Raw genomic sequence first — 12,846 nt, forward strand, 5'->3', positions numbered from 1 at the left:
GATTCGGCTTCGTCGGGTGGAGCAGGTCAGGGGGATTGGGCAGTGCAGCAACCGGGCGAACCTTCGGTCGAGGAAATCCTCGACTCGATCAAGAAAGTGATCGCGCGCGACAACCGCGAAGGCGCCATCGCCGAGCGGCGCAATCGCGCCCAGTCCGGTCCGCATTCGGATAGGCGTTCCGATGCACGGGCCGAGCCCATCGAACCCAGCGATGCCGAGGAAGCGGAAGAGATCCTCGAACTCGACGAAGACGCGATGGTCGCGCACTCTCCTTCGCGGGCCCATTCGCGGGTCCACTCTCAGGACGATGACGACCGGGATTCGGCTGATCATGACGAGGACGCGCCGCTGACCACCGAAGCCATGCGCAATTCGATCCAGGCCAATTTCGCCGCACTCGCCATGCTGTCCGAACCCGGCGCGAGCCCGCAGATCGTGCGCTCGGGCGAAACCTCGCTGGAAGGTCTGGTGCGCGAAATGCTGCGCCCGATGCTGGCCCAGTGGCTCGACACCAATCTGCCGCCCATGGTCGAAAAGCTGGTCAAGGACGAGATCACGCGGATCGCGGGCAAGCGCAGCTGAGCGGCCAGCTGAATCGATTGTCTTTGCCCGGTTGATCGCGCGCGGCTAACATCGCGCGCATGACCATGTTTTCACGCCCGGCGAGCCGTTTCGCCCTTCTCGCCGCCAGTCTCACCGCCAGCGCCGCAGCTCTCGCTATCGCAGCGCCCGTTTCGGCCCAGCAAAGCGCCCCGGCGGCGGCCACCGCACCCGCACCGATGAGCGCGCAGGACCTCATCACCCTGCCGCGCCTCGGCGCGCCGACCGTGTCGGCGGATGGGCGCTTGGCGGTCTACACCGTCACCGATACCGATCCCGCGAGCTATGCGCGCACCGGCGTGCCCTACCTGCTCGACTTGACGCGCGAGGGCGCGCAGCCGGTCCGGCTCGATTTCGGCGGCCCGGTGTCGGGCCTCAGCTTCGGGCCGGACGGTCAGCTCTATTTCCTCTCGGACCGCAAGCCGACCGCTTCGGGCGACGAACGCGCGCGCGTCTGGCGCGCCAGCGTGACGCCCGCGGGGCGCGTGGGGACGCCCGCGCAGGTCAGCAGTTTCGACACCGCTGTCGATGGTTTCGCCGTCTCTCCCAAGGGCGACAAGCTCGCGGTCTGGGCCGAAGTCGCGCGCGGCTGCCCGCAATTCGGCTGCGAGACCGATGGGACCGCGCATCTGACCGGTCCCGGCGACGGGCGGCTCTATCAGGGCGACGAAGGCTTCGTGCGCCATTGGGACAGTTGGGAGACGCCCGGCACGGTCAGCCGCGTCTTCGTGTTCGATCTCGCGCAGGGCCGGACCTCCGGTAGCGGCGTCGCGGTGGACGGACCGATCGGCGCGGGCGGACCTTCGGGCGACACGCCGACCAAGCCGTTCGGCGGCAGTGAGGATATCGCCTGGGCACCCGACGGGTCGGGCCTCTATTTCGTCGCGCGCGAAGCCGACGGGGCCGAGCCGGCCTCGACCAATCTCGATATCTGGTTCTCGGACCTCAGCGGCAAACCGCCCGTCAATCTGACTGCCGCGAACCAGGCCTATGACGCGCTGCCGACGCCCTCGCCCAACGGCCAGTATCTCGCCTACGTCGCCATGGCCCGCCCGACTTACGAGGCGGACCGGATGGTGGTGATGCTGCGTGACGTGAAGACGGGCGTGGTCACGCCGTTGACGCAGGATTTCGACCGCAGCTTCGGCACGCTCGCCTGGACCCCCGACAGCCGCTATCTGATCGCCACCGCGCAGGACGTGCTCGATACGCCCGCCTTCCGCATCGATCCGCAGACCGGCGCGATCGACAAGCTCGACCTGATGGCAGGCAATGAAGCGCATATCGCCAATGTGATGCCGCTGGTCGACGATCGCCTGCTGTTCACGCGCGATTCGATCGCGGCGCCGTCCGAACTGTATCTCTCGCAAGGTTATGGCCAGGCCGTGCCGCTGACCGAAATCACCACGCAGCGCGTCGCCGCGCTTGCTCCGGTCGAGGTCGAACGCTTCAGCTTCAAGGGCGCGAATGGGGATACGGTCTGGGGCCAGATCACCAAGCTGGCGAACCAGGCCGGGCCGATGCCCGCCATCCTTTACGTCCATGGCGGTCCGCAGGGATCCTTCAATGACGGCTGGTCGACACGCTGGAATCCGCGCGTCGTCGCCAGCCAGGGCTATGCCGTGATCTCGGTCGATTTCCACGGGTCCACCGGATACGGTCAGGCCTTTACCGACAGTATCCGCCGCGACTGGGGCGGCAAGCCGCTGGAAGATCTGCAGAAGGGCCTCGCCGCCGCGCTGGAACTCGATCCGCAGATCGACGGCACGCGCGCCTGCGCCATGGGTGCGAGCTATGGCGGCTACATGATGAACTGGATCGCGGGCCAGTGGTCCGACCGGTTCGACTGCCTGGTGCAGCATGACGGGTTGTTCGACATGCGCAGCTTCTATTACGCCACCGAGGAATTGTGGTTTCCGCGCTGGGATTTCGGCGGCACCTATGCCGAACAATCCGCGCTTTACGAGAAGTGGAATCCGGTCAACCACGTCGACAAATGGCAGACGCCGATGCTGGTCATCACGGGCGAAAAGGATTTCCGCGTTCCCTATACGCAAGGGATCCAGAGCTTCACCGCCTTGCAGGAGCGCAATATCCCGAGCCAGCTGCTCGTCTTCCCGAACGAGAACCACTGGGTCCTGAATGCGAAGAATTCGCGCCAATGGCACGATACCGTGTTCGCCTGGCTGGATCGCTGGCTGAAGCCTGAGGGCACGGCTGCCGAATGAGTCGCGACGACAAGGCCGAAAGGCATCTGCGCAAGGCGGAGCGCGCTTTGTCCAAGATCGGCGGCGAAACGGTCGAGCGGCACATCTTCCTGTGCGCGCTGTCTGAAAAGCAGAAATGCTGTTCGCGTGACGAGGGCAAGGCGGCCTGGAGCTTCCTGAAGACGCGGCTGAAGCAGTTGAAGCTGGCGGGCCCGAAAAAGGGCGAGGGGCCGGATGCGACCGGCGGAATCCAGCGCACCAAGGCGGACTGCCTTCAGGTCTGCACCATGGGGCCGATCGCGGTCGTCTGGCCCGACCGGGTCTGGTATCATTCCTGCACGCCCAGCACGCTCGAACGCATCATTCAGGAGCATCTGATCGGCGGCGTTCCGGTGGAGGAGTTCCGCCTGCGCGGCCAAGACTAGCGGGCGGGACTGATTCGAACCTTTTTCAAGGCTAACGCGAAATTAACCATCATGGGCGAAACCTGTCTCTCGCAAACAGGGAGGGCCCTTCACATGGCCATTGCGAAGACAGCGTCCGTCACCATCGCCGAAATGCGCGAATTTGCGAGCTTCACCGCCGCCGAACAGCGTTACATCCGCCGCAGCCTCGATATCGGGCTGGGCCGATGCGATGCCTTCCGCGTCTGGGGCAGGAATGCGCGCGAGAACGCGGCGATCAGAAGCCAGTATGTCGCCTATCAGGAACTGAAGGCGCTGCGCCACGCGATCCCGAACGAGACCGGCTTCGATGCGGTCGAAGGCTTCATCGGCAAGCTGACCCGCGTCGCCGCCTTCGACCTGGCGCAGGAGCGGATCGACTGCTTTTCGAGCTTCCGCTTCCTCTACGAACGCCTGCTCGGGCCCGAGGCACGGCCCTGGCTGCCGAGCGCCTTCTGCGCCGCCGCCGCGCTGCCGCAGATCCAGCCCCAGCGCCGCAAGCTGCTGCTCCAGTCGCTGAGCGAGACCGCGGCGACCGCACCGGGCTGGTCCGACCGCGCGCCCGGCTTCTACCCCGAATACATCGCGGAAGCCGCCGCCTGATTCATCTCTTAATACTGGTCGCGTCTTAGGTCTGGTCGCGCCACCACGCCTCGCTTATGGCGCGGGCATGGATGGCGCGCCCGAACCCTTGCAAACCACGGCCCGGACGCCCTTTCTGGCCCCGCCGATCTGGTCGATCGCGATTCCGGTGCTGGGTCTCGGCGTGGCGCTTGCCCCCCTTCCTGGCTCGAGCCTGCTGCTGGTCGCGGTCGTCCTGGTCCTCTGCGCGGTGATCACCTCGGCGGTCTTCCATGCGGAGACTCTCGCGCAATATCTCGGCGAACCGTTCGGGACGCTGGTGCTGGCGCTGGCCGTCACGGTCATCGAATGTTCGCTGATCGTGTCGATCATGCTGAGCGAGGGCGCGCAGGCGCAGGCCCTTGCGCGCGATACCCTGATCGCAGCGATCATGATCACGATCAACGGCGTGGTCGGCGTGTGCCTGTTGGTCGGCGGGCGAAGGCATTTCGCGCAGAGCTATACCCAGTCGGGCGTGAGCGCGGGGCTGGCCATGCTCGCTACCCTGGCCGTTCTCACGCTGATCCTGCCCAATTACACGATCAGCGCGGGCGGGGCGTTCTACAACGACACCCAATTGCTGTTCGTCGCGATCGTATCGCTGGTGATCTACGGCACGTTCGTGATGGCGCAGACGATCCGCCACCGGGAGGATTTCCTGCACGAACAGCCCGAAACGGCAAGGGACGACCAGGCTGCAGAGGTCACGAGGCGACGCGCGCTCGTGGCGGGCCTGCTTTTGATCGCGGCCCTCACGGCGGTCGTCCTGCTGGCGACGGCGCTGTCGCCCACGATCGAATCGGTGGTCGCCTCGCTCGGCGCGCCGCGCGCCCTTGTCGGGATTCTGATCGCCATGCTGGTGCTCGCGCCCGAAGGCTTCGCCGCCGTCCGCGCGGCGCGGGCCAATCGCGTGCAGACCAGCCTCAACCTCGCCATCGGATCGGCTCTGGCCACGATCGGCCTCACCATCCCGACCGTCGCGATGGTCGCCCTGTTCCTGGGGCTGGACCTCGAACTCGGCCTGTCGATGCGCTCGACCGTCCTGCTGGCGCTGACCCTGCTGGTGGCGACGCTGACGCTGGGAAGGGGCCGGACCACCATCGTCCAGGGCGTGATCCACCTCGTGATCTTCGCGACCTATCTGTTCGTGACGATCGTTCCCTAGGCGCTCCTAATAGCGCTCATCCGCGATAGAGCGCGTCCAGCCGCTCGCCATAGCGTTCCTTAATCTTGTGGCGGCGGATCTTCATCGAGGGGGTCATTTCCTCGTTCTCGATCGTGAAGGGTTCGTCCGCCAGCACGATCTGGCGCACCTTTTCGACCACCGACAGATCCCTGTTCACCCGGTCGACCGCAGCGCGGATCGCGGCCTTGAATTCGGGCAGGTCGGCCACCTGCTTGCAGTCGAATTTCTTGTTCTGCGCCTGGCACCATTCCAGCATCCATTCCGCATCGGGAACGATCAGGCCGACGATGTAGGGCCGCTTGTCGCCCACCACCATCGCCTGCCCGATCTCGGGCTGGAGCGTCAGCATCCCTTCGACCTTCTGGGGCGCGACATTGTCGCCCTTGTCGTTGACGATCATGTCCTTCTTGCGATCGGTGATGACGATCCGGCCCTTGGCGTCGAGATGGCCGATATCGCCGGTGTGGAGCCAGCCGTCCCTGATCGTCCGCTCGGTCTCGGCATCGTTGTGCCAATATCCGTGCATCACGAGTTCGCCGCGCACCAGGATCTCGCCATCTTCCGCGATCCGCACATCGACGCCGCGCATGGGCGGGCCGACGCTTTCCATCGCGATGCCCGCGCGCGGGCGATTGCAGCTGATGACGGGCCCGGCCTCGGTCTGGCCGTAACCCTGAAGCAGGGTCAGGCCCATCGAATCGAAGAACACGCCGACTTCGGGATTGAGCGGCGCGCCGCCCGATACCATCGCCTTCAACCGCCCGCCGAAGCGCTGGCGGATCTTGGGGCGCAACAGCTTTTCATAGACCACGTTGCGCGCGCCATCGCCGAGCTTGCGCCTGCCGTCCGCCCGCCGCTGGCCGAGCGCGAGCGCGCCTTCCATCAGACGCTGCGCCGCGCCGCCCTGTTTCGTGACCTGTTTCATGATCCGTGTGCGCAGAACTTCGAACAGGCGCGGGACGACGACCATGATCGTCGGCCGGGTTTCCTCGATATTGGCGGCGAGCTTTTCCAGCCCCTCGGCGTAATAGATCTGGGCGCCGACCGCGATCGGGAGATACTGGCCGCCAGTATGCTCGTAAGCGTGGCTCAGCGGCAGGAAGCTCAGGAACCGTTCGTCTTCGGCAATCCCGAAATCCTCGACCAGAATCTCGCCCGCTCCCGCCACGTTGCACAGGATGGCGCCGTGATGCTGCAACACGCCGCGCGGTGCGCCACCGGTGCCGCTGGTGTAGATGATGCAGGCGGTGTCGCCGCGCCCGATCCCCTTCAGCCGCGCATCGACCGCGCTGCGCGCCGCAGCGGCATCGCCGGAAATCATCTGGCTCCACCCGTGGCAGGCCAGGTTCCCGCCCTGATAGCCGCGCACCTCGTCGATCGGGATGATGTGGTTGGCGATCCCCGTGCGGAAGATCGCCGGGATCAGCGGCTTGGCGAGCTTGTCGGTCGAGACGATGACCGCCTTCGCGCCCGAATTGTCGAGGATGTGCTGGTGGTCGCGCTCGGTATTGGTGGTGTAGGCGGGCACGGTGATGCAGCCTGCCGCCATGATGCCGAGATCGGCGATGCACCATTCGGGCCGGTTCTCGCTGACCAGGGCGACCCGGTCCCCATCCACCAGACCCAGACCCCGCAGGCTTTCCGCCAATACGCAGACCTGGTCCGCCGCCTCGCGCCAGCTGATCGTCTGCCAGCTGCCCTGCCTTTTCGCGCCGAGAAACGGTTTGTCGCCATTCTCGTCGGCACGTTTCAGAAACAGCTCGACCAGATTGTTGGCGGCATCGATATCGTCCAGCACCAAAGGCTCGTCCCTCCTCGCAGATCGCTTCGCGAGCGTCCGGCCCGGATGTCTTGTCCGTTCGCGCGACCGCTTCAGCGCGCGGGTTTACGAAGAAGGGTTCGTTACGGCAAGCCTGCTGGGGTAGGGCCTGCTAGGGCAGCGGCGTGGCGCGCGGCACCAAGAGCACGTCCTCCAGCCGCGGGTCGCGCGCCGCTTCCCAGATCGCGCCCTCGCGCTTGATCGCGCCCGCCTTGATCGGCGCCTCGCGCAGCGAGATGTTTTCGTGCCCGAGCGCCCGGAGCGCAGGAACGCGCCGTTCGAGCCAGCTGCCCTGTTCGACCAGGACGCTGTCGCCGAACGCCATCGTGAAGGGGAGGGCCAGCGCCTGCCGCGAGGACAGGTCGAAATCGATCGCGCCGATGATGGCGCGCGCGGTCGTCACCGGAATGGTCGATCCGCCCGCCGCGCCGATCGCGAGGACCGGGCGCCCTTCGGGGTCGAAGACTACGGTCGGCGCCATCGAGCTGCGCGGGCGCTTGCCGGGCTCGACTCTGTTGGCGACCGGTTTGCCGTCGACAGTGGGCGAGCGGCTGAAATCGGTCAGTTCGTTGTTCAGATAGAACCCGTTCGCGGTCAGCCCCGATCCGAACGCGCCTTCGATGGTCGAGGTGTAGCTGATCATCGTGCCCATGGCATCGACCGCCGCGATGTGGGAGGTGCCGCGTTCCTCGGGCTCGTCCCCGTCGGCCAGCGCGCTCTGCGCTCCGCGGGGCACGCCCGGAAGCGCTTCGGCCATGGTCGTGTCGGGCGAGATCAACGCACTGCGCTCCGCCAGATAAGCGCGATCGATCAGGCCCGCGACCGGGACCGACACGAAATCGCTGTCGGCGAGGTAGAGTTCGCGGTCGGCATAGGCGAGGCGCTGGGATTCGAGGAACAGGTGCCAGGTCACCGGATTGCCGAGGCCGAGCGCGCGCAGGTCAAACCGTTCGAGCTGGCCGAGTATCTGCAACACCGCCACGCCGCCCGAAGACGGCGGCCCCATCCCGCAGACGCGATAGCCGCGATAAAGACCACAGACACCGTCGCGCAATTTCGCTTCATAACCGGCGATGTCGGCCTCGGTCATCGGGGCGGGGCGAGGGGTTGCGCTCGCCACGGTTTCGGCGATTCCGCGCGCGATGGGTCCGCGATAGAACGCCTCCGGGCCTGTTTCGGCGATCGCTTCGAAGGTGCGCGCCAGATCGGGATTGCGGACCAGCGTCCCGGCGGGGAGGGGACGGTTCTGGTTATCGTAGAACAGCGCGCGCCCGCCCGCGCTCGAAGCGGCGCGGTCGCTCGACTGGGCGAGCGATTGCGCCAGCCGCACATTGATCGCGAACCCGTCCCGCGCCAGCTTGATGGCCGGTTCGAACAGGACCGCCCAGGGCAATTTCCCGTGCCGCCCATGCGCTTGTGCGGCGAGCGCGATATTGCCCGGCACGCCGACGCTGAGGCCGCTCAGCACGCTCTCCATGAAGGGCGGGACCGATCCGTCGGCGTTCAGGAACCAGTCGGGCGTCGCCCCCATCGGGGCCGTCTCGCGTCCGTCGACCGTCTCGACCGACCCGTCAGCCGCGCCGCGAACCAGAAAGCCGCCGCCGCCGATCCCGCTGCTCTGCGGCTCGACGACGGTGAGCGCCAGCATGGTGGCGATCGCGGCGTCGGTGGCGCTGCCGCCGCGCTTGAGCATTGCCATCCCCGCCGCCTCGGCGCGCGGATCGGCGGCGCTCACGCTGCCGATGAAGGGGAGGTCGCCAGGGACGTCAGCGGGGCTGGCGGCTTCCTGCGCATGGACGGCAGGGGCACCGGTCAGGACCAGCAGGGCGGCGAGGGTGCGGGTGGCGGATCTGATCATAGACACATCGCTATTCGCTTCCGACCGCTTCGGCAATCGCAGCGAAGCCGTCGCGCCGCATAAGCCTTTCAAGGTCGCCCACGATCCGGCGCGCAAGGCCGGGTCCTTCGTAGACGAGGGCGGAGTAGAGCTGCACCAGGCTGGCCCCGGCGCGGATGCGCGCCCAGGCGTCCTCGGCATTGGCGATGCCGCCCACGCCGACGAGCGGGATGGCGCCACCGGTCGCCTCGCGGAAATCGCGGATTCGCTGGAGAGCAAGCTCGCGCAAGGGCGCGCCGGACAGGCCGCCCGTCTCCTCGCGGTGCCGTGAAGAGAGGTCGGGGCGGGAAATCGTGGTGTTCGAGACGATCAGCGCCCCGAGCCCGGTGTCGAGGGCGATCCGGGCGATCGCGTCGATATCGGCGGGTTCCAGATCGGGCGCGACCTTCAGGAAAACCGGCGGGGTATTCGCCTCGGCTCGGCAGACCTCGGCCCGCGCTTCCATCACGCCTTCGATCAGGCCGACAAGCGCGCCTTCGTCCTGCAATGCGCGCAGGCCGGGCGTGTTGGGGCTGCTGATATTGATCGCGAGATAGCTGGCGAGCGGCGCCATCAGCCGCGTCATCGCCGCATAATCGGCCACGCGATCGGCGCTGTCCTTGTTCGCGCCGACATTGATGCCGACGATCCCGCCACGATGCTTGCGGGCAGACAGGCGGGCTGCCGCTTCCTCGCCGCCGCGATTGTTGAATCCCATCCGGTTTATGACCGCGCGATCCTCCGTCAGGCGGAACAGGCGGGGCTTGGGATTGCCCTCCTGCGGGCGGGGCGTGATCGAACCGACCTCGACGGCACCGAACCCCAGCCCCAGCATCGCGTCCGGGACTTCGCCGTTCTTGTCGAAGCCTGCGGCAAGGCCGACCGGATTGGGAAAGGTCAGCCCCGCCACGTCGCACGCCAGAGCGCCCGGCACGGGCTTCGGGCCCGCGGGCTTGGCTTTCAGGGCAGCCACGGTCAGGCCGTGGGCCCGCTCGGGATCGAGTGCGAATATCGCGGGGCGCAGGAGATCGAACAGCATCGCCATCGCTATGCCCCCTTGTCCGAAACCTGTCGAGACGATGCGAAAACAACACCGAAACGGATCAATCTGACATCATTTGTCACTATTTCGGGCGCGCGCATGTCGCATCTGTCCTATTCGGGCGACACACCTTCGTGTAGGTGCGGGTTTGCGACCCGAAGGGCTCGGCGCTTTGTGCGGCGGGTTCTCTCCTTTCGAGGGGCGGTTCCGCCTTCATGGCGGGTCCGCCCCTTTCTTTTTGGGCCAGCTTCCTGTCCGCCCCACCTGCTTTGGGCTGGCCAAACCCGCCCGCTCCGCGCTAGCGCTTCGAAAATTCATTTCGGGAGAGCATGATGACGGCGAGCGGTAACAAGCGGACATTGCAGGGATATCTGGCCGGAGTCTGCGCCATGGCGCTGACAGGGTGCGCGACCACCATGGGCGAACCGGCCCCCACGCCTGCGACCGGTGCAGCGCAAGCAAGCGCACCGCAGGCCAGCGCCGATATCGGCACTTTCTTCGAACGCTACGACCAGGCGCAACTCGCGCTGTCGCCGCTGTCCAAGGCCTATCGCGGCATTCGTGACGAGGATTACGGGCGCTGGGGCGATTTTTCCGATGCGGCCGCAATCGCCGAGGAGCGCCTGCAGCAGCTGACCGCGCAAACGATGCGCGCGACCTATTCGCCGATCGACCTCTCGCCGCAGGACACGCTGTCCTATCGCCTGTTCGACTATCAGGCGGACAACAGCGCCATGCTGTTCCCCTTCCGCGAGAACGGGTACATCTTCGATCAGATGAATGGTGCGCAGAGCCAGCTGCCCGCCTTCCTCATCAATATCCACTCGGTCGCCAATGCGGATCAGGCGGCGGATTACGTCAGCCGGATCGAAGGGCTCGGCCCGGTGATCGACACGCTCATCGCCGAATCGCGCGAACGGGCCGCGAAGGGCGTGATGCCGCCGGACTGGGTCTATCCTTACGTCATCTCGGATATCGAGAACCTGCTGAATGCGGGCGACGACAATGCCGTGCTGGAGGATTTCGCCGGCAAGGTCGGAAAGCTCGATCTGGGCGAGGCGCAGAGCGTGGCGCTCATGGCAGGGGCGAAGACGGCCTGGAACGACAGCGCGCGTCCCGCCTATCAGCGCCTGCTCGCCGAAATGCAGCGCCAGCAGGCAATGGCGCCGACCGATGACGGGATCTGGCGCTTCGACGACGGAGCCGCCTATTATTCGGCTCTCCTGAAGAACTACACCACCACCGATCTGACCGCCGACCAGATCCACGCGATCGGCCTGCGCGAGGTGGAGCGCATTCATGACGAGATGCGCAAGATCATGCGCGAGGTCGGGTTCGAAGGCGATCTCCAGGATTTCTTCGAATACACTCGCACCGACGATCGCTTTTATTACGATACGCGCGAAGCCTATCTGGCGGATGCGGAGGCTAAGCTCGACGCGATGGAGGCCCGCCTGCCGGACTTCTTCAACACGCTGCCGAGCGATCCGCTGGTGATCAAGCCGGTCGAGGCCTTCCGCGAAAAGAGCGCGGGCAAGGCCTTCTACCAGCGCCCCGCACCCGATGGATCGCGGCCGGGGACCTATTACGTCAATCTCTACAATCTCAAGGACATGAGCCGGAACGAGCTCGAAGCGCTCGCCTATCACGAGGGGCTTCCGGGCCACCATCTCCAGCTTTCGATCCAGACCCAATTGGGCGACGTTCCGCCCTTCCGCCGCTTCGGCGGAGTCACTGCCTATAGCGAGGGCTGGGGCCTCTATTCTGAGGAATTGGGCAAGGATATGGGCTTCTACACCGATCCCTATTCCGATTTCGGACGGCTGGGCATGGAGCTGTGGCGCGCCTGCCGCCTCGTCGTCGATACCGGCATCCACCACAAGCGCTGGAGCCGCGAACGGGCGATCCAATATCTCACAGACAACACCCCCAACCCGCCCGGCGACATCGAAAAGGCGATCGAACGCTACGTGGTCTATCCGGGACAGGCGACCGCCTACATGATCGGCAAGCTTAAGATCATGGAACTGCGCGAGAGGGCGCAGAGCGAACTGGGCGACGATTTCGACATCCGCGCTTTCCACGACGTGATCCTGAAAAGCGGCCCCGTCCCGCTGGCCATCATGGAAGAGAATGTCGACGCCTGGATCGAAGGGGAGAGCTGAACGCGGCCTCGTCATTGCGAGGAGCCGCAGGCGACGAAGCATTCCAGAGGCGTCGCGCGTGGCCGCCCTGGATTGCTTCCCCCGGCTGGCGCCGGGCTCGCAATGACGAAATCGACGAGTAGGTCTTGGCATAAAAAAGTCCGCTGGTCGCGGACCGGACCATTCCCGGCCTGTGGGCTTGGTCGCGGAGCTCGGACCCGCAGGGTCCGCAAGGGCGACTGCCCGCCCGCAGCGACCGTAGGGAGCGAGGATTTCGCATCCCGGAGGGGATGCGGAACACAAACATAATAACGACTCGCAACAATCGGGTTTTGGTTGAAATCGGACCGCATTGCTCCGATTTGGCCCCTATGCGCCTCAGCAATCTCGCCGACTATGCCGTCGTCACCATGCACGCCGCCGCGCGCCATTGCGGTGGCGGGCGGACGAGCGCGGCGGAACTGGCGGCGGAGACCGGCCTTCCGGTCCCCACCGTGCAGAAGCTCGTCAGCAAATTGAGCGCGGCGGGTCTCTTGCGCTCGGTGCGCGGGGCGGGCGGCGGATTGCAGCTCGCGCGCCCGGCCGCCGCGATCAGCGTCGCCGACATCGTCGAGGCGGTCGAAGGCCCGATCGCGCTGACCGCCTGCGTCGAAGGGCAGGATTGCACGATCGGCCATGATTGCAGCGTCCGCCCGCACTGGCCCGTCATCAACACCGCCCTGCGCGGTGCGCTGGCGGACATTCCGCTGACGCGGCTTTCTGCGGAGGTGGCGTGATGGTCGGGCGATCGCAAAGGCGTAAAGGCGCTATGGTTACTGCGCGGCGGAGCCGCCTTACAATCTTGCACTCACAGAGGCACAGAGGCACGGGGGCCCGTCGCGCACCATTCTCTCTGTGTCTCTGCGCCT

Annotated in this window: 10 protein-coding genes; 7 read left to right on the top strand and 3 right to left on the bottom strand. The window is 66.1% G+C overall.

All coding sequences use genetic code 11. From position 1 onward, the window contains the following. The first annotated feature begins 42 nt into the window (after positions 1 to 42). The 5 genes from GRI47_RS12405 to GRI47_RS12425 all read left to right on the top strand — a co-directional run bounded on the left by GRI47_RS12405 (position 43) and on the right by GRI47_RS12425 (position 5,036). On the top strand, positions 43 to 582 hold the full coding sequence (locus GRI47_RS12405) for a DUF2497 domain-containing protein (RefSeq protein ID WP_160661687.1): 540 nt from the start codon (positions 43 to 45) through the stop codon (positions 580 to 582). A 59-nt stretch (positions 583 to 641) separates the two neighbouring features. Beyond that, positions 642 to 2,828, top strand: a complete 2,187-nt coding sequence (locus tag GRI47_RS12410) for an alpha/beta hydrolase family protein (protein WP_237452789.1) — start codon at positions 642 to 644, stop codon at positions 2,826 to 2,828. Beyond that, complete coding sequence (locus GRI47_RS12415; RefSeq protein WP_160661688.1) at positions 2,825 to 3,232, top strand: (2Fe-2S) ferredoxin domain-containing protein; 408 nt, start codon at positions 2,825 to 2,827, stop codon at positions 3,230 to 3,232. Before GRI47_RS12410 ends, GRI47_RS12415 begins: the two co-directional genes overlap by 4 nt. Before the next feature lie 93 nt (positions 3,233 to 3,325). After that, positions 3,326 to 3,853 carry a hypothetical protein gene (locus GRI47_RS12420; protein ID WP_160661689.1) on the top strand — a complete coding sequence of 176 codons (528 nt, stop codon included), beginning with the start codon at positions 3,326 to 3,328 and terminating at the stop codon, positions 3,851 to 3,853. A 67-nt stretch (positions 3,854 to 3,920) separates the two neighbouring features. Next, positions 3,921 to 5,036, top strand: coding sequence for a calcium:cation antiporter (locus GRI47_RS12425; RefSeq protein ID WP_160661690.1), 1,116 nt, complete (start codon positions 3,921 to 3,923; stop codon positions 5,034 to 5,036). A 16-nt stretch (positions 5,037 to 5,052) separates the two neighbouring features. Here the strand turns inward: GRI47_RS12425 and GRI47_RS12430 are convergent, their stop codons facing one another. The 3 genes from GRI47_RS12430 to GRI47_RS12440 form a co-directional block, all read right to left on the bottom strand. Next, entirely contained in the window at positions 5,053 to 6,858 is a 1,806-nt protein-coding gene (locus tag GRI47_RS12430; RefSeq protein ID WP_202387512.1) for an AMP-dependent synthetase/ligase, read from the bottom strand. A 130-nt stretch (positions 6,859 to 6,988) separates the two neighbouring features. After that, entirely contained in the window at positions 6,989 to 8,734 is a 1,746-nt protein-coding gene (ggt, locus tag GRI47_RS12435; RefSeq protein ID WP_160661692.1) for a gamma-glutamyltransferase, read from the bottom strand. Positions 8,735 to 8,744: 10 nt separating this feature from the next. Further along, positions 8,745 to 9,791 (bottom strand): quinone-dependent dihydroorotate dehydrogenase, encoded by a 1,047-nt coding sequence (locus GRI47_RS12440; RefSeq protein ID WP_160661874.1) that lies wholly within the window; start codon positions 9,789 to 9,791, stop codon positions 8,745 to 8,747. 332 nt (positions 9,792 to 10,123) lie between these two features. On the opposite strand from GRI47_RS12440, the gene GRI47_RS12445 reads away from it, so the two are divergent. Next, positions 10,124 to 11,959 carry a DUF885 domain-containing protein gene (locus GRI47_RS12445; protein WP_419957000.1) on the top strand — a complete coding sequence of 612 codons (1,836 nt, stop codon included), beginning with the start codon at positions 10,124 to 10,126 and terminating at the stop codon, positions 11,957 to 11,959. Positions 11,960 to 12,309: 350 nt separating this feature from the next. Continuing rightward, positions 12,310 to 12,714, top strand: coding sequence for an SUF system Fe-S cluster assembly regulator (locus GRI47_RS12450; protein WP_160661693.1), 405 nt, complete (start codon positions 12,310 to 12,312; stop codon positions 12,712 to 12,714). Positions 12,715 to 12,846: the final 132 nt, after the last annotated feature.

This window comes from Qipengyuania pelagi, from assembly GCF_009827295.1.
GTDB lineage: Bacteria > Pseudomonadota > Alphaproteobacteria > Sphingomonadales > Sphingomonadaceae > Qipengyuania > Qipengyuania pelagi.

Coding starts and splice junctions, on each gene's coding strand:
- GRI47_RS12440 (WP_160661874.1), bottom strand. CDS start 9,791: ATGCTGTTCGATCTCCTGCGCCCCGCGATATTCGCACTCGATCCCGAG.
- GRI47_RS12415 (WP_160661688.1), top strand. CDS start 2,825: ATGAGTCGCGACGACAAGGCCGAAAGGCATCTGCGCAAGGCGGAGCGC.
- ggt (WP_160661692.1), bottom strand. CDS start 8,734: ATGATCAGATCCGCCACCCGCACCCTCGCCGCCCTGCTGGTCCTGACC.
- GRI47_RS12450 (WP_160661693.1), top strand. CDS start 12,310: ATGCGCCTCAGCAATCTCGCCGACTATGCCGTCGTCACCATGCACGCC.
- GRI47_RS12445 (WP_419957000.1), top strand. CDS start 10,124: ATGATGACGGCGAGCGGTAACAAGCGGACATTGCAGGGATATCTGGCC.
- GRI47_RS12425 (WP_160661690.1), top strand. CDS start 3,921: ATGGATGGCGCGCCCGAACCCTTGCAAACCACGGCCCGGACGCCCTTT.
- GRI47_RS12420 (WP_160661689.1), top strand. CDS start 3,326: ATGGCCATTGCGAAGACAGCGTCCGTCACCATCGCCGAAATGCGCGAA.
- GRI47_RS12410 (WP_237452789.1), top strand. CDS start 642: ATGACCATGTTTTCACGCCCGGCGAGCCGTTTCGCCCTTCTCGCCGCC.